General features: G+C 70.1%; 17 protein-coding genes. 10 read left to right on the top strand and 7 right to left on the bottom strand.

All coding sequences use genetic code 11. The annotated features are described in order from the left end of the window. The first annotated feature begins 144 nt into the window (after positions 1-144). From WH85_RS22750 to WH85_RS22710, 9 genes are all read left to right on the top strand, one after another. Positions 145-873 (top strand): HD domain-containing protein, encoded by a 729-nt coding sequence (locus WH85_RS22750; protein ID WP_157411173.1) that lies wholly within the window; start codon positions 145-147, stop codon positions 871-873. Positions 874-1,078: 205 nt separating this feature from the next. Further along, on the top strand, positions 1,079-2,326 hold the full coding sequence (locus WH85_RS22745) for a flavin monoamine oxidase family protein (protein WP_045743985.1): 1,248 nt from the start codon (positions 1,079-1,081) through the stop codon (positions 2,324-2,326). 422 nt (positions 2,327-2,748) lie between these two features. After that, positions 2,749-3,987, top strand: a complete 1,239-nt coding sequence (locus WH85_RS22740; protein ID WP_045743984.1) for an aspartate aminotransferase family protein — start codon at positions 2,749-2,751, stop codon at positions 3,985-3,987. Continuing rightward, entirely contained in the window at positions 3,984-5,048 is a 1,065-nt protein-coding gene (locus tag WH85_RS22735) for a zinc-dependent alcohol dehydrogenase (RefSeq protein WP_045743983.1), read from the top strand. Before WH85_RS22740 ends, WH85_RS22735 begins: the two co-directional genes overlap by 4 nt. Beyond that, complete coding sequence (locus WH85_RS22730) at positions 5,041-6,069, top strand: glycosyltransferase family 2 protein (RefSeq protein ID WP_045743982.1); 1,029 nt, start codon at positions 5,041-5,043, stop codon at positions 6,067-6,069. The genes WH85_RS22735 and WH85_RS22730 overlap by 8 nt, the downstream gene beginning before the upstream one ends. Next, positions 6,066-6,824, top strand: a complete 759-nt coding sequence (locus tag WH85_RS22725) for an inositol monophosphatase family protein (protein WP_045743981.1) — start codon at positions 6,066-6,068, stop codon at positions 6,822-6,824. Before WH85_RS22730 ends, WH85_RS22725 begins: the two co-directional genes overlap by 4 nt. Continuing rightward, complete coding sequence (locus WH85_RS47270; RefSeq protein WP_052720697.1) at positions 6,821-8,470, top strand: glycosyltransferase family 2 protein; 1,650 nt, start codon at positions 6,821-6,823, stop codon at positions 8,468-8,470. The genes WH85_RS22725 and WH85_RS47270 overlap by 4 nt, the downstream gene beginning before the upstream one ends. Then, on the top strand, positions 8,467-9,339 hold the full coding sequence (locus WH85_RS22715) for an LLM class flavin-dependent oxidoreductase (RefSeq protein WP_045743980.1): 873 nt from the start codon (positions 8,467-8,469) through the stop codon (positions 9,337-9,339). Before WH85_RS47270 ends, WH85_RS22715 begins: the two co-directional genes overlap by 4 nt. Before the next feature lie 629 nt (positions 9,340-9,968). After that, entirely contained in the window at positions 9,969-10,841 is an 873-nt protein-coding gene (locus WH85_RS22710; RefSeq protein ID WP_052720696.1) for an SGNH/GDSL hydrolase family protein, read from the top strand. Between the two features lie 33 nt (positions 10,842-10,874). On the opposite strand, the gene WH85_RS22705 is transcribed toward WH85_RS22710, so the two are convergent. From WH85_RS22705 to WH85_RS22680, 6 genes are all read right to left on the bottom strand, one after another. Further along, positions 10,875-11,120, bottom strand: coding sequence for a hypothetical protein (locus WH85_RS22705; RefSeq protein WP_045743979.1), 246 nt, complete (start codon positions 11,118-11,120; stop codon positions 10,875-10,877). 153 nt (positions 11,121-11,273) lie between these two features. Further along, entirely contained in the window at positions 11,274-11,738 is a 465-nt protein-coding gene (locus tag WH85_RS22700; protein ID WP_045743978.1) for a SitI3 family protein, read from the bottom strand. A 7-nt stretch (positions 11,739-11,745) separates the two neighbouring features. Continuing rightward, positions 11,746-12,945 (bottom strand): CdiA C-terminal domain-containing protein, encoded by a 1,200-nt coding sequence (locus tag WH85_RS47265; RefSeq protein ID WP_052720695.1) that lies wholly within the window; start codon positions 12,943-12,945, stop codon positions 11,746-11,748. Continuing rightward, positions 12,942-13,262, bottom strand: a complete 321-nt coding sequence (locus tag WH85_RS22690; RefSeq protein WP_052720694.1) for a hypothetical protein — start codon at positions 13,260-13,262, stop codon at positions 12,942-12,944. The genes WH85_RS47265 and WH85_RS22690 overlap by 4 nt, the downstream gene beginning before the upstream one ends. Then, positions 13,252-13,605 carry a YbaB/EbfC family nucleoid-associated protein gene (locus WH85_RS22685; protein ID WP_052720693.1) on the bottom strand — a complete coding sequence of 118 codons (354 nt, stop codon included), beginning with the start codon at positions 13,603-13,605 and terminating at the stop codon, positions 13,252-13,254. The genes WH85_RS22690 and WH85_RS22685 overlap by 11 nt, the downstream gene beginning before the upstream one ends. An 80-nt stretch (positions 13,606-13,685) precedes the next feature. After that, positions 13,686-15,023 (bottom strand): L-serine ammonia-lyase, encoded by a 1,338-nt coding sequence (locus tag WH85_RS22680; RefSeq protein WP_045743977.1) that lies wholly within the window; start codon positions 15,021-15,023, stop codon positions 13,686-13,688. A 183-nt stretch (positions 15,024-15,206) separates the two neighbouring features. On the opposite strand from WH85_RS22680, the gene WH85_RS22675 reads away from it, so the two are divergent. Next, positions 15,207-16,373 carry an alpha/beta hydrolase-fold protein gene (locus WH85_RS22675; protein ID WP_245674053.1) on the top strand — a complete coding sequence of 389 codons (1,167 nt, stop codon included), beginning with the start codon at positions 15,207-15,209 and terminating at the stop codon, positions 16,371-16,373. A 105-nt stretch (positions 16,374-16,478) separates the two neighbouring features. Here the strand turns inward: WH85_RS22675 and WH85_RS51675 are convergent. Continuing rightward, on the bottom strand, positions 16,479-16,886 hold a 408-nt coding region (locus tag WH85_RS51675; RefSeq protein ID WP_045743976.1), incomplete at its 5' end, for a hypothetical protein.

Raw genomic sequence — 16,886 nt, 5'->3', positions numbered from 1 at the left:
GTCTGACGCCACCACCACGACCGCACCCGGAGAGCCCGAGGTGCAGCGGGGTGAGAGGACTTCGCAGATCCCCTTCCGAGCAATACGGCCGACATTGCGGAACCTCTCCCGCTGAGCCGTGGGCAGCCCCCTTATCCTGCCGTGATGACGGATTCCTCAGGCGATCTCCCGGCCGGCGTCAGCTGCTCGACACCGCTCGTCCAGGCCGCTCTGCGGCATGCCTTTCGGGAACTCGCCGGCGACAGCAGCGGTCACGATCGGCACCATGTCGTCCGTGTCTACCGGATGGCGCAGCGGCTTGCCGACGCTGAGGGCGCCGACCGGGAGGCCGTGGAACTCGTCGCCGCGCTGCACGACGTCAAGGACTTCAAGTTCACCGGCGACGACATGTCCGGCGCGCGGGAGGCGCGGCGCTGGCTGGCCGGGCAGGGCGTGGACGACACCATGATCGACCTGGTCGCGGAGAACGTCGCCGGCATCTCCTTCAAGGGGGCGGGCACTCCGGCTCGGCCCCTCACCCTCGAGGGGATGTGCGTTCAGGACGCGGACCGACTCGACGCCATGGGGGCGATCGGCATCGCTCGCTGTTTCGCATACGGCGGAACCACGGGACGTCCCCTGCACGACCCGGCCACCGCCGTCGCCGAACACACCACGACCGACCAGTACCTACGGCACCAGGGCACGAGCATCAACCATTTCCACGAGAAGTTGCTGCTCCTCAAGGATCGACTGAACACCGAGTCGGCAAAGAGGATCGCGACCGGCCGGCATGCCTTCATGGAGTCGTTTCTCCAGCAGTTCCACGACGAGTGGGAAGAGGGCTTCGTCATCCGCGACGTCGACGAGCCGTACGGCATCGCCGCCGGCTGACGGGGGTGCCGGTCAAACCGGTGGTCCGGCGGCCTCGCCAGACACGTCTCGTGGTCAGGCCGCGAAGCCCGTGCGCGTGGTGACTTCAGGCGCGCTGGGCGCCCGAGGTCACCACGCCCGTGGTGGAGCGTGGTGATTGTGGGCGTGCTGGGCGCCCGAAGTCACCACGCGGACGTTGACCGCGAAACGTGGCTAGTCTGCCGGGATGTCGATCTCTTCGGGGCTGACCGGATTCGCGGTGTCGCGCTGGGGGGACGATCCCTGGGCGCTCGGCTCGTGGAGCCTCATCGGCCGACACGGCACACCCCGGGACAGGATCGGATTGGGTACGCCGGTGAGCACCCGTCTACGGATCGCGGGTGAGGCCACCCACCCGACCCGGGCCGGGATGACCCACGGCGCCTACGAGCAGGGTGCCGACGCCGGGGCGTGGGCCGCCGGGCTCGGCCATCGGCGGGTGGCGGTCGTCGGCGCCGGGATGGCGGGGCTCGCGGCGGCCCGGGTGCTGGTGGCCCGCGGTGTCGAGGCGGTGGTGTTCGAGGCGCGGGACAGGATCGGCGGGCGGACCGCCGGGGTGGACGTCGGCGGCACCGGGTTCGACCTGGGCGCCAACTGGCTCCAGCAGTACGACGACAACGTGCTGGCCCGTCTCGCCGAACAGTGTGGCCTGACCGTGGTGGCCACCGATTTCACCGACCCGCTGGTGCTCGGATCCGCAGTGTCGACTACGAAAACGGATGCGGCGGGTCTGGAGGACGAACTGCGGTCCCGTCTGGCCGCGGCTCCGGCGGACGCGAGTATCCAGGACGTGCTCGACGACTGGCTGCGTTCGCCCGCCCCGTGGGCCCCGGACGTGATCCGCCGGTTCGTCGACGCGGAGATCGTGATGGACACCGGCGCGCCGCTGTCGTGGCTCAGCGCGCGGCACGGGTTCGAGCCGGGAGTCGGCGAGGGCGACCGCTGGATCGTCGGCGGATACCGCCTGCTCACGGATCATCTGGCCGAGGGTTTGGACATCCGGCTGTCGCATCCTGTGTACCGGATTGAGATCGACCGGCAGGTCACGGTGAACGGTGAGGACTCCTACGACGCCGTGATCGTCACTGTTCCCGTTCCGGTCCTGGCGGCGGGGACGATCCTCTTCGACCCGCCCCTGCCCGCCGCACACCGGACCGCGTTGGATCATCTCGGGGCGGGCCGCGTGGAGAAGGTGATCCTCCGCTTCGACCGCCGTTTCTGGCCCGTACACGGCTACTACCGAGTCCACGGCCCCGAACCCACCTCGGTCAGCGAATGGCTGGACGCCACCCCCGCCGACGGCATCCCCACGCTGGTGGGCCTCTTCGCCGGCCCGTGGCTGGCCGGGCTCTGGACGGGCACCGACTCCGCCGTGGCCCGCGGAGCCGCCGCCGTCTTCAGGGCCGCGTCGGCGGGACACGACTGCGGGTGGTGACGCCGGGGCAGCAGGAGCGTGCCCCGGCTGTTCCGGGTTGAGGCGGTCCCGGTGGGGGGGGTTCTCCGCGTCTCCCGAGAACGTCCATCTGGTGTCCATGAATCGTTTATCCGGGTTGCCGAGTCGGAAAATGAACCGGTTCAGCGAAACTGCGTAACATCGCCGAAACGCGACCCGGGCCGGTGATTAAGCGCACACCGTGACCGGCGCGCTGCTCAGGGCTTCGATGTGCCTTCTTCCGAGGGTCGCAGCCTTGACGATCCCTCCGGGTGCGCACCACTGTGGATGGCGCACCCCGAATGGGACCGCTCCCATTTCTGAAGCGTTCGTGATTGCTGGCGGGCCGCCGCGAACGACATCGAAACTCACGTTGTCACCGGGCGTTCCACCCTGCCCGAAAAACGGAGAAGGAAAGGCCGGCAATGAGCTCAAGCGTCGTCCACAGGCCCGCGACGGGTCTGCCCGAGTACTCCGGAGAGGGGATCTACCTGCAGGTACGCGGTGAGCGTCTGCTCGACTGCGCATCCGGCACCTTCAACGTCCCGCTCGGCTACTCGGCCCGGGAGGTCATCGACGCACTTCATGACCAACTCGACCGGGTCGTCCATCTCTCGTCCGATTTCACCCGGGACAAGTCGGCTTCGATATTCGAACTGATGCGACCAGACCTGCCATCCCATATCGGGGCCTTCTGGTTCCGGGACATCACCGGATCCGGCGCCAACGAGGCGGCCATCCGGATCGCCCAGAAAGCGACCGGACGTACCGATGTGTTCTCGCTCTTCCTGTCGCATCATGGACAGAGCGTGGCCACCACCGGAATCTCCGGCAACGCTTTCCGGCAGCGCGGATTCTCGCTGCCGTTCGCCACCTCGGTGAAGATCCCGGCGCCGGACTGCGGCAACTGCTTCTACCGGCAGGACCCGGCGACCTGCGGCATGCTGTGCGCCCGCCGGATCGAGGACTTCGCCGAGTACGCGTCGAGCGGCCGGGTCGCCGCCCTGATGATCGAGCCGGTGCTCGGCAACGGCGGCAACGTGATCCCGCCGCCCGGATACTTCCGTGTCCTGCGGGAGACCTGCGACAAGCTCGGCATCCTGATCATCGCCGACGAGGTGCAGACCGGATTCGGGCGGACCGGTTCGTTCCTGGCGTCCACCGGGTTCGCCGCCGACCTGAAACCGGACATCATCACGTTCGCCAAGGGTGCCGGCGGTGTCGGCATCCCGGTTGCCGGCGTGCTCATGCGCCCGGAACTGGATGTGCTCGAACCGTGGGAGCACTCCAGCACCTCCGGCGCGAACCCGCTGGCACTGGTCGCCCTCGAGGAGACGGTTCGCTACCTGCGGCGGCACCGGGTGCTGGACAACGTCGCCGCGGTCTCCGGCCCGCTGCTGCGCGGCCTGCACGACCTGTCCCGGGCGTTCCCGGCGATCACCGGGGTCCGCGGTGTCGGCCTGATGACCGCGTTCGACCTGCCGACCAGCGTCGACGTCAAGGAGTTCATCACCGCCGGTCGCCGGCACGGCCTGCTGCTGCGCGGCAGCCGCTACGGCTTCGGCCGCACCGTCAAGATCCGCCCACCGCTGATCATCACCCGCACCGAGGTGGACGACCTGCTGACCCGCCTGTTCGCCACCGCGAAGGAGACCCGGCTGTGAAAGCACTCAAGTACCGCGGCGCCTGGGACGTCACTCTGGACGAGGTCCCGGATCTGCACGTCACCGGCGACGACGACGTCGTCGTGGAGATCGCGTACTGCGGGATCTGCGGCACCGACCTGGGCATCGCCTCCGGGGCGTACCCGGTGGCCGTTCCCGGCACCACGCTCGGCCACGAGGCCAGCGGCATCGTCGCGGAGATCGGTGACGCGGTCACCGGGCTGGCCGTCGGCGACCGCGTCGTGATCAACCCGACGCCGTACTGCGGGCGCTGCCGGATGTGCCGGACCCAGCGCATCAACCACTGCGTCAACAAGCACGGCACCGAGAGCGGCGTCAGCTACGACGGCGCGTACGCCGGCCGGTTCCGCACCACGTCCGGCTTCATCCACCCCGTACCCGATCATGTGAGTCTGCGCGCCGCGGCCCTGACCGAGCCGCTGAGCTGCGTGGTGGCGGGCGCGCGCAAGCTGCAGCCGCCGGGCCTGACCGCGCACACCTTCGTGATCGGCGCCGGTCCTCTGGGCCTGCTCTACACCTGGGTGCTGTCGCTGCGCGGGCTGACACCGGTGGTCGTCGAGCACTCGCCGGCCCGGCTGGCGTTCGCCCGGGACCGGCTCCCGGTCGGCAGTGCCGTCTACGGGTCGCTGGCCGAGGCCCGCGCCAAGCACTTCGGCGACCCGGACGCGCCGCTCGACGTGGTCGTGGACACCACCTCGCACCTGCTGGAGGAACTGTTCCCGCAGATGGCGCACGGTGGCACGTACATGTCGATCGGCCTCAAGGAGAAGGTCGCCGCGATCGACACGATGCTGCTCGCCGACCGCAGCCTGTCGGTGATCGGCTCGATCGACTCGCTGCACGGGTCGTTCGTCGAAGCGCTTCACCTGATCACCAGCGGGCGGGTGCCGGCCGAGCGCCTGGTCAGTCACGTGGTGCCGCTGGAGGACTACCGGACCGGGTTCGCGGCACTGGGCTGTGATCTCGACGCGCGGGTGTTCGGCCCCGCCGACCAGGCCAGTTGCAAGGTGCTCGTGGCACCCGGAGGACGTCATGAGTGACCGGATCAGCGTCGTCGTCCCGTACCGCGGCAGGGGTGTGAATCTGCGGATCGCCCTGGCCGCGCTCGCCGACCAGCGGGACCCGGGCGAGGTCGAGGTGATCCTCGGGGTGCTCGACGACGACGAGATGGACGGCATCCACCGCGAGTTCCGGGACCGCCTCGACCTGGTCATCGTGCGCGGCTCGGGGCCGTGGCGGGTCGCCGCGGCGCGGAACCTGGCGCTGCGCCAGGCGAGCGGGCGGACCGTGGTGCTGATGGACGCGGACATGGCCCTGCCGCCGGGTTGCCTGCGTGACCTGCGCGAAGCCCATGACGGGACGGCGTGCCTGGTCGGGCAGATGGTCGACTACGACAACAACACCGGTGACGTGTCGAGCGTGGACGTGCGGCCCTACGAGCACCACCGCAAGATCCTCGAGGATCTGCAGGAGACCGGGCCGGGGGATCTGGACCCACGGATGCGGACGCCGCACGTGATCCCGTGGTCCTTCGCGTGGACCGCGTTGATCGCCCTGCCCCGCGCGGCGGCCGTCGACTTCGACGAACATTTCGCGGGGTACGGGGTGGAAGACCTCGAGTGGGCCTACCGGGTGGCCCGTGTCGGGACACCGATCGTGATGGGGGAGCGGTTCTTCGGGCTGCACCTCCCGCATGTCCGCGACGTGGCCGCGAACCGGCGTACCGAGGGGCCGAACTACCGGTACTTCCTGCGCACATGGCCGGACCACGACGTCGAGTTGGCGTGTGCGTTCGGCGACTTCGAGGCCAACGAGCTGGCGACCGACTTCCGTGAGGTCATCGGTGGGCGGGAGTTCGTGGTCGCCCGGGAGGGCCGGCGGCTCACCGTCGGCGCTGATGTCACGAGAAAAGCGGATGAGACGCTGCCGCTGGTCGGGCTCGCGCTGCCCTATGACGATCACAGCCTCGACGGGGTGACGATCGGCGAGGAGATCACGCGGCTTCCCGCCCGTTATCGGGACAAGGTACTGGCCGAGGCGCGACGGGTGACCCGCCCATGATCCACGAGTTGACGGCCGTGGCGGCGGCCGCGGCCCGCGCAGGCGGCAAGATCATTATAAATGCCGAGAAAGTGGTTCAGATCCGGCAGAAGTCTACGGCTACCGACCCGGTCACGGCCGTCGACCTCGCCGCGGAGTCCACGATCACCGGAATGATCACCATGGAACGCCCGGACGACGGCATCCTCGGCGAAGAGGGTGCCGACCGGGACAGCCGCTCCGGTCTGCGCTGGGTGATCGACCCCGTCGACGGCACCACCAACCTGCTCTACGACCTGCCGCACGTCACCGTCAGCGTCGCCTGCCAGCAGCGCGACACCGACGGCACCTGGCGAACCGTCGCCGGCGCCGTCCACGACCCGTACCGCGACGAACTGTTCACCGCGGGCCTCGGCCACGGCGCCTTCCGCAACGGCGAGAGGCTCACCGTCAACGACCCGGTGCCACGGGACCGGGCACTGATCGCGACCGGATTCGCGTACACCTCGGAGAGACGCACCCGGCAGGCGGCGATCCTGACCGGTCTCCTCGGCGTGGTCCGGGACCTCCGCAGCCACGGCAGTGCCGCCCTGGAGTTGTGCTGGCTCGCCGCCGGCCGCTGCGACGCCTATTACGAGGACGACCTGGCCCCCTGGGACTTCGCCGCCGGCGCGCTGATCGCCGCCGAGGCGGGCGCGGTCGTCACCCCGCTCGCCGCCGGCGTCCTGGCCGCCGGCCCAGCCCTGCATCCGGCTCTGAAGGAGCTCATCGCATGATCATCGACCGTGACCCGCCGCTGCTCCGCGCCGTCTTCTGGATCTACCTGACGGTCGTGCCGGTCTTCGCCGTCTGGCGTACCGCCGTCGTCGCCTGGGACGTCTGGTACGGCCCGCCGGCCTGGGCCGCCGAGATGTTCGCCGTGCTCACCACCACGATGTTCGTCCTGTCGCTGCGCCGCCGCAGCCACCCCGAACCACGCGCCGTCACCACGGTCACCGCGACCGTCGACATCCTGGTGCCGACCGTCAACGAGCCGCTCACCGTCCTGGAACCCACCGTGTTCGGCGCCCTGCGGGTCCGTGGCGTCCGCGACGTGATCGTCCTCGACGACGGCGTACGCCCGGAAGTCCACGCGATGGCCGAGCGCCTCGGCGCCCGCTACCTGCCGCGGGCCACCAGTGAGGGGGCGAAAGCCGGCAACCTCAACCACGGCCTGACCGTCTCCGACGCCGAGTTCGTGGTCACGCTCGACGCCGACCACATTCCGCTGCCGGAGTTCATCGAACAGACGCTCGCCTACTTCGACGACCCGTCGGTCGCGGTCGTCCAGTCACCGCAGTCGTTCTACAACACCGAGTCGTTCACGTTCCGCGACGGCGGCTGGCACGAGCAGCAGATGTTCTACGGTGGCGTGCAGCCCACCAAGAACACCACCAACAGCGCCATCTTCACCGGCACCTCGGCCATGCTGCGCCGCGCCGCCCTCGACCAGATCGGCGGTTTCGCCGTCGACACCTCCACCGAGGACATCCACACCTCACTGCGCCTGCACGCGCGCGGATGGCGCTCGATCTACCTGCAGCGACCGCTGGCGTACGGGCTGGAGGTCGAGAACCTGCGCGAGTACTACGGCACCCGCCGCCGCTGGGCGATCGGCAGTCTGCACCTGCTCCTGCGGCACCCGGACTCGCCGCTGCGGGTCCGCGGCCTGAGTCTCTGGCAGCGCCTCAACTACCTGAGCGCGATGGTCGCCCACTTCCAGGGCGTCAACCGGCTGATCTACCTGCTGGTCCCGGTCCTGGCGCTGACCACCGGCGTCGCGGCGGTCACCGGACCGTACGCCGTCTACGGTTTCGCCTTCCTGGCGTTCACCGTGTTCTCGCTGTGGACGGTGGTCCGATTCGGTCGCGGGCACTACCACATGCTGCACAGCGAATCGTTCGCCGTCGCCGACACGCTGCCGATGATCGCCGCGCTGGTTCCGGCGCTGGTGGGGGAGCGGCAGTTCGGGGTGACCGCCAAGCGGACCAGCCGGCGCACCGACCTGCGGCTCAAGCTGGCCTACCGCGGGTTCGCGGCACTCAACCTGGCGGCGCTGGCCTACGCGGTGGTCCGGCTGGTCCGCGGGGAGCACCTGGTGATCGCGGGCTGGTCGGCGGCGTTCCTGACCATGAGCGCGGTGTACGTGCTGGTCTTCCTCTACGGGATGGAACGCTACGAGCGCTCGCCGGTCACCCCGTGGTACGTCGACCTGACGCCGGAGCAGCTCTACCGGCGCATCGTCGCCGGGCCGGTGACCACCCGGACACCCCGCCGTCCCGGTTCCGGCGCGGTGGCGGGACGACCGTCGGCGGCCCTGATCGCGGGATACGCCACCGGCGTCGCGGCGCCGGAGTCCGGCGACCCGGTGACGGCCGCATGACGACGCTCGGCGCGGTGTTCCTGCCGCACCTGCCACCGGAGCGTCTCCTGGGCATCGCCCGGACCGCCGACGAGGCCGGGCTCGAGGAACTCTGGCTGTGGGAGGACTGCTTCCTGCAGGGCGGGATCGCGGCGTCCGCCGCAGCCCTCGCCGCGACGAGCCGTCTGCGGATCGGCATCGGGATCCTGCCCGCGCCGCTGCGCAACGTGGCCCTGACCGCGATGGAACTCGCCACCCTGCACCGGATGTTCCCCGGGCGGCTGCTCGCCGGTGTCGGGCACGGCGTGCAGGACTGGATGGGCCAGGCCGGCGTGCGGGTCGACTCGCCGCTCACCCTGCTGCGCGAACAGATCACCGCCCTGCGCGGGCTGCTCGGCGGCGAGACGGTCACGATGGCCGGCCGGTATGTGCACCTCGACGGCGTGCGGCTCGACCATCCGCCGCTCGTTCCGGTGCCGATCCTGGCCGGGGCGAGCGGGCCGCGGACCCTGCGCCTGGCGGCGGAGCTGGCGGACGGTGTGATCCTCACCGGAGGGACCACTCCGGAGCAGGTGCGAAAGGTCCACGAGACCGTGGAATCCTATCGACGAAACCAGGGGAGGCGCAGCGCGTACAAAATCATCGTCTATCTCCACGCGGCGACCGGAAGCGATGCGGCGGCCCGGTTGGAAATCGAATGTGCCCGATGGGGATATCCGGCGGTGACCGACCGGACGGCCTGCGGTGATGCCGTCGCGATAGCGTCACAGGTGCGGCGATGGGCGGCGGCGGGCGCCGGCACGGTGGTTCTCCAGCCGACTCCCGACGATCAGAATCCCGACGATTTCGTACGCTTCGCCGCCCGCGAAGTCCGCCCTCTGGTGCTCTGACGTCGAGCTGTCGTGGAAGTCCCGTTCGCGGGGCGGTGACCCGGGTGCGCGACAACGCGCACGAGGTGGTGCCGGGGATGTCGTGGCGCGCCGGGGGAATGCGCGCACCCGGGTCGGGGTGAGGTCTGCTGGGTTAACATCCTGGAAATATAGGCAGACCATAAAATCGTGCATCCGCGAGCGTCAATGCTTTAGGCCTTGCAGGAATGTTGCAGTGACCCGGTCGGGTGACGGTGGCCCCGCGGGGACGCCGTCCGGGAAGACTCAAGCCCGCGCGTTTCCCGCCGATCGGGGTGCACGAGATGGGTCATCGGCGCGTGTGCACCGTCCTCGTGGCGGCCGGGTTGCTGCTCGGTTCCTGTTCCGAGCCGCAGGTGACGACCGAGGCGGTTCCGCCCCGGCCGGCGGGTTCGCCGACCCTGATCCTGGTCCGTCCGTCCCCGGCGGCACCGTCCAGCCGCCCGGTTCCCGCCGGGGCGGAGGCTGCCGCGGACCCGCCCTTGTCGTATTCGTCCTCTTCACCGCCTTCTGGGACTTCGGCTCCGTTGGCGGCGCCCGTCCCGACTCGGCACTCTCGTCCGGCCAAAAAGCCACAAGTACGGCAAAGTCCCGGCAATCCGCACCGCGTCGTGCCGCGAACGGTCAAACCCCGCCGGACCGTCAAGCCGCGCCGGACCGTCAAGCCGCGCCGGACCCTCAAACCGCGCCGGGCCCGGATCCGGAGTGTGCCCGTGCCACTGCGGATCATGCCGCTCGGCGACAGCATCACCTCCGGCGTCGGTGACCCGGCCCGCGACGGATACCGTCGTGACCTGCAGCAACGGTTCGCCGCCGCGGGTCAGCCGGTGGACTTCGTCGGCTCGCAGACCGACGGCTTCGCGGCGGACCGCAACCACGAGGGGCACGGCGGCTGGACCATCGACCAACTCGCCGTCCAGGCCGACACGTGGCTCGCCACCTACCGCCCCGACGTGATCCTGCTGCACATGGGCACCAACGACATCACCCGCCGCGAGGCGCCCGGGGTGGCCGCGGCGAAACTGTCCGCCCTGATCGACCAGATCCGCTGGACGGTGCCCGCCGCGCACCTCTACGTCGGCAAGATCATCGCCACCGGGGTGCCCGCCGAATCCCCGTCCAACCGGCGCTTCAACGACCTGATCCCCGGCATCGTGGCGGGAAAGGGCCCCCGCGTCCACGTGGTGGACCACTCCGGCGTCGACGGGGTGAGCCTCTACGACCGGCACCACCCGAACGAATACGGCTACTCCCGGATGTCCTACCGCTGGTACACGGCGATCCGGGCGACATTGCACCCGGAATGGCCCGCCACCGGCAACCCGTTCACGGTGGCGCGCGCCTACCTGTGTCACTGGGTGGGCATCCGCGACTGCCGCTGGTGGCGCCGCACCACCGTGGTGGGATCCCGGCGGCCCGGCGGCGCCGCTCATGACGGGAAACGTCCGCGGCGGGTGGCGCGCTGGACGCCGGAACGGCGCTGACAGAATGTCGGCGCCGTTCCCGGGAAGGTGAATTTACGCGTTGAGAACGATCATTGCGAGAACGGTGCCGAGCACACCGCCGGCGACACCGGCGGCCGCGGCGTACCAGCCCATCGGCTTGTCACCGAGGAACCCGGCCACCAGGCCGAGCACCAGTGCGGCCAGCCCGAACAGGACCGGCGCGAGGAACACCGCGACCGCGGCGAAGACAAACGCGATAATGGTGCACACGCGGGCGGCGGAAACGGTGCTGCGACGGCTGTTCGTCAGCTGGCTCATCAGTATTTCCTCCCCAGTGGAATCGTTGACGAACTATCTCTACCCACCGGCTCCCGGCGCTATGCACACCCTCCCCGAAAGGACGACCACCCCACGACCGCCGGCAGTGCTCGCCGATCACCCTCGGGTCATCAGCCTCGGGAAGAGACCCACTCACAGAAGCGGCTGTGCCAACTCCCGCACACCGTGCCCGGTCACCAGATCCCGGACCCGGTCGGTGTCGAACCACTCCCGCCACCGATCGGTGAAGACGAGTTCGCCGGGCGTCCACCGGGCAACGGCGAACTCTCCGTTGTGGAGCAGCACGCCGCTGTCACTGAACCGCTCGTGAATCGCGACGACGCTGGCCAGCATCAGGACGGTGTTCTCCGCACGTGTGTCTTCGGTGGCGAGATTGGCGAAGCGGAAAGTCGCCGTCACGCGATGCTCGAAGCCGAACAGCGCGGTCGTCTCGTCCCGATCGCCGGGCTCCACACGACGGGCCATCACCCGCAACCCGGCGCGGAGAACAGCCCGGCCCTCATCGTCCGGCGCACCACCGATCGACTCGGCGATCAGCGCACGTAGTTCCGCCGAACCGACCTCGGCGTCGCTCTGCAGGTCGAACTCGAGTGCCATCGAACTCTCACTCCGTGAAGGGATAGAAACGGGTGACCCGGCCGTCTTTGACGACCAGTATCTCCTCGAGGCCGGTGATCGGTTTACGGCGCAGGACGGCGGCCACCTCCTCCATCGTGCGGGAGGTGTCCGTCAGATTGAGGACGAGGCGGGACGCCTGACCCTCGGAGACCTTCTCACTCAGCTTGTTCCTGATCTTGTCCGCGTTGCCGCTCGTCGGCGCGTAGCAGTCGAAGTACTCGCCCTCGATCCGATAGTCGGGATTCGTGCCGTTGGCCTTGGTCGGCGGGTTCTGTTCCACGTCATAACCGTGCTGGACGAGGACGTCCGCCGATTCGTTCTCCCTCCGTAGACCACGATGTGTGTCCTTGGTCGGGTGCGCCTCTGTCCGGTCGCCGCGGGGGCGGCGGCCCGGGCCGGGCGGCATCGACGGTGGGGTGAAGGCCGTACCGCCTCCGCTGGTTCCGGCGGGGGTGTCGGCGGAGCGGGAGAGGTCGTCGGCCTTCATACGGAGCTGGTCGAGGATCTTCTCGAGGCCGGTGATCCGGGATGTCAGGTGGCGCAGGCTGTCCAGCAGAGACTGGACCAGGCGGCGGATGCGGCCGGCCCACTCCGAGACCAGGGCGGCCACCCGGCTGACCACGAACGGTGTGGCCGCGCCCAGGGTGAGGCCCTCCGCCGCGGCCCACGTCGGCAACCGGACCGCCAGCGTGGCGACGAACTCGGCGATCAGGTCGCGGACCAGGCCCCGGACCAGGGCGACGACCAGGCCGGCCCCTTCGACCGCTGCGCCGATGCCGCCGCTCGCGACGCTGATGCCGTCCAGCACTGCCAGGTTCTCCGCGGCGTGCCGGCGGTACGCGTCCGCCGAGGCCCCGTGCCATTCGGCGAGTTGCGTGGTGACCCGGTCCGCGTACGCCGTCCGCGTCGACGCCACCGAAGCGGCCACCGAGTGCCAGGTCGTGGCCTGCGCTGCCACCGCCGGAGCGTCCCCGGCGAGCCGGTCCAGCGTCTCCCGCAGTGGTTCGACATGGTCCAGCAACCATGCCACGCCCCACGCCGCCACCGTCCCCAGCGGATCCACCACCAGGGACAGCCCGTCCAGCGATGCCCCGAGCCCGCCCAGGGAGACGTCGACCCAGCTGCCGTTCCGGATCCCGTCCGCGATGAGCGTCGCGTCGTCGAGGAGCGGAACCGGCGCGGTCATCTCAGGTCCCGAGCCGACTCGCCGAGCGAAGCAGCCGACTGGTCGTCTGTCGAGACCAGCGAGGATACGGCGCCGCGCAGCCCGTACGCGGTCTCCTGCAACGATTCCGCGCTGCCCGCCATCGCGACCGCCGCCGCCTCGAACACCACCCCGAGGACCGTCGGCAGGAACCGGCACAGCTGCCCGTACGCGTCACCGCCCAGCGCCACCGACGCCACCGCCGACCGGGCCTCGAGGATGGCCTGCCCGGCGTCGTCCACCGCTTCCGCGTGGGCTGTCACCGCCGGGACGGGCAGCCGCACGTACTCAGCGGACATCGGGGTCGGGGTATCGGCGGGCGAAGGCGTCCAGCACCGCCTGCCCGGTGGCCGAGTCGCCGCCCACCGTGGACCGCACCTCGTCGGCGACCTGCTGGTTGAGGCGGTGCTGGGCGATCCGCATGACGGCCAGGATCTGCCGGGCGAGTCGCGGGTCGTCGAGGTGCAGGTCTTCGATCTGCCCGTTGGCGCCGACGGTCACCGAGACGGTTCCGTCGGCGCTGCGGGCCCGGGCGCTCACCCCGGACACCCGTTGTGCCAGTTCGGCGGCGAGGGCCGCCCGTGCGTCGACCCCGGCTTCCCAGGCGTCGAGCCATTCCTCGGCCGCGTCGATGTCGCGCATCGCGGTACGCCTCCCCGGGGTGATGACGGCTGTCACCCCGGTCTACAGGCGAATTCAGGGAACGGTTCAACGAAAGCCGATCAACATTCGATGACGTTGACGGCCAGCCCTCCGCGCGCGGTCTCCTTGTACTTGACCTTCATGTCGGCGCCGGTCTCCTTCATGGTCTTGATTACCTTGTCGAGGGACACGTGGTGCCGGCCGTCGCCGCGCAGTGCCATCCGGGCCGCGGTCACCGCTTTCACGGCAGCCATGCCGTTGCGTTCGATGCACGGGATCTGCACCAGGCCGCCGACCGGGTCGCAGGTCAGGCCCAGGTTGTGTTCCATGCCGATCTCGGCCGCGTTCTCCACCTGTTCCGGGGTGCCGCCGAGTACTTCGGCCAGCCCGGCGGCGGCCATCGCGCACGCCGATCCGACCTCGCCCTGGCAGCCCACTTCGGCGCCGGAGATCGACGCGTTCTCCTTGAACAGCATGCCGATCGCTCCGGCGGTCAGCAGGAACCGGACGACGCCCTCGTCGGAGGCGCCCGGCACGAAGTCGGTGTAGTACCGCAGCACGGCGGGGATGATCCCGGCCGCGCCGTTGGTGGGCGCGGTGACGACCCGGCCTCCCGCCGCGTTCTCCTCGTTCACCGCCATCGCGTACGCCGTGAGCCACTCCATGGCCAGCGGGCCGGGATCGCCGGCCGCCCGCAGCTGGCGTGCCGTGGAGGCGGCCCGGCGACGGACTTTCAGCCCGCCGGGTAGCACCCCTTCGGCGTCCAGTCCGGCGTCCACGCAGTCGCGCATCACCGACCAGATCTTCAGCAGGCCGTCGCGGATCTGGTCGGGGCAGCGCCACGCGGTCTCGTTGGCCAGCATCAGGCGGGAGATCGACAGCCCGGTCACCTGGGTGAGTGCCAGCAGTTCGGCGCCTGAGAAGAACGGGTAGGGCAGGGACGTGTCGTCCGCGCGTACCCCGGAGGAGGTCTCATCCACCACGAAGCCGCCGCCGACCGAGAAGTAGGTCTTGCGGAGCAGCTCGTCGCCGTCGTCACCGAGAGCCGTGAAGATCATGCCGTTGGGGTGGCCGGGCAGCGAGCGCCGGCGGTGCAGCACCAGGTCGACGCTGGTCCGGTCGCCGCCGGGCAGCAGTAGTGTCCCGGCTTCGTGGATCCGGGCGGCCCGTTCGTCGGCGGTGCCGACGTCCACGGTCTCCGGGTCGGATCCTTCCAGGCCGAGCAGCACCGCCTTGGGGGTGCCGTGCCCGTGGCCGGTGGCGCCCAGCGAGCCGAACAGTTCGGCCCGCACCGTGCGCAGGCCGGGCATTCCGGTCAGATGCCGGCTGAACATGCGGGCCGCGTGCATCGGCCCGACGGTGTGCGAGCTGGAGGGCCCGATGCCGACGGAGAACAGGTCGAATACCGAGACGGCCATGTGACAACTCCCGACGTCGTTGAGGGGAACGCGCCCATGGACACGGATCGGTCGCCGGTGCGGATCAAGGCGGGAGCATATGCCAACGAAGACCTTGACTGTCCGAGAGTGATCCTGAAACTCTACGTCGCGACCCGATCACGCGAGGTTTCCCCAGTCTCGCCCGGAGAAGGGGACGCGTTCGTGCTCAGCACCCTGATGGCCGATCCGAACCCGGCGGCCGTAGACCGATTCTGGTCGGCGGCAACCGCCGCCGGCACGCCACTGGTCGAGCCCCGTGACGACGGCAACGTCCTGGTCACCTTCCTCTGGCGGGGCGAGGCCCGGAGCACCCGCGCGTGGTGGAACATCGACGTGCCGTTGTCCCGTTTGCCCGGTACCGATCTGTGGGTCGGCTCGCACGTGTTCCCGGCCGACCTGCGCACGATCTACTATTTCCGCCACCACGGCACCGAAACCATGCCGTCCGGTCCCGGTGGTGCCGGGCCCACCCACATCGACGTCGCCAACCCGCGCCGCCTGCACATGCCCGCTGACCCGCTGGACCCCGCCGACCACGACTGCTGGGCGTCGCTGCTGGAGTTGCCGCAGGCGCCCGTGCAACCGTGGTCGGGTGTGCTGCCCGGCGTCGGCCGGGGTGAGCTCACGACGGCGATGCTGGCGAGCGCCGCGCTGGGCGGTGAGCACCCGATCACGGTCTACCGCCCGGCCGGGGTGCCCGCGGCCGATCTTCCGGTCTTGGTCGTCTTCGACGGCCACCTGGGCCAGGCGCTGCTGAAGGCGCCGACCGTCCTGGACAACCTGATCGCCGCCGGGCGCATCCCGCCGGTCGCCGCCCTGTTCGTGCACACCTTCACCGACCGCCGCGACCGGGACCTGACCCCCGGCGACCCGATCGAGGCGTTCGTCACCGCGGAACTCCTGCCGTGGGCGCGCGCCCGGTTCGGCGTCGGCTCCCCGGCCGGCCACAATCTGGTCACCGGCGTCTCCCGGGGCGGCCTGGTCGCGACCTACCTGGGCCTGCGCCGCCCCGACCTGTTCACCGCGGTGATCGCCCAGTCCGGCAGCTTCTGGTGGCCGTCTCCGGCCGAGGGCGACCCGTGCCGCCTGATCCGCGACGTGCCCAGGATGCCGCCGGGCGACGTCGACTTCTACCTGGACGTCGGCGACCACGAGACGATCCCCGGTCCGGGCGGCGCACCGTCGCAGCTCACGGTCGGCCGGGGGATGCGCGACGCCCTGCGCGCCGCGGGCCGCCCGGTCACCTATCGGGAGTACTCGGGCGGCCACGACTACGCCTCGTGGCGTGGCACCTTCCCGGCGGGCCTGACCGCCTGCCTGGGCCGCTGACGAGCCTTCCTCGTCGAGCGCTGGAGGCCCGTCGTCGGCCGTATCGTGCCGACGACGGGTGGCATCAGGGCCGTGCGAGGAAGGCAGCGCTGTCAGAGGATCTGGTCAGGCGATCAGTTCGTCGATCGACTTGGCGGTGGCTGCCCGGTTGTTCGCGGTGTCCGGGTTCTCCGCGACCAGTCGTTCGGCGATCTCGGCGGCTCGTGGGTCGTCGTCGAACCGGAAGCTGATGAGCCCCTGAACAAGGCGCACGGCTGCTCGCCGGGCGCCGTCCCGGGCGCCTTCGTTGTACGCCTTCAGGGTGACGCTGGAATCACGCAGATCAAAGGCCATGGCTCTCCTCCAGAGTTCTTCTACTTTATCGTTGCTCAGGCGGACGCCGGCAAGGGTGGACGTCATCCCGGCCAGGCTGTCGGCGGTGTCCTGGTCCGCCACGGTGCGGATCATTTTCAGGGCGGCTTCGAAGATGTCGAGTCGTTCGGCGTCCGAGGTGGCTTTGCCGAGGGCTGCCAG

Origin of the sequence: Actinoplanes rectilineatus (assembly GCF_000962825.1) — a bacterium.
Classification (GTDB): Bacteria; Actinomycetota; Actinomycetes; order Mycobacteriales; family Micromonosporaceae; genus Actinoplanes; species Actinoplanes rectilineatus.
This window is presented reverse-complemented; position numbering and strand designations above follow the sequence as displayed.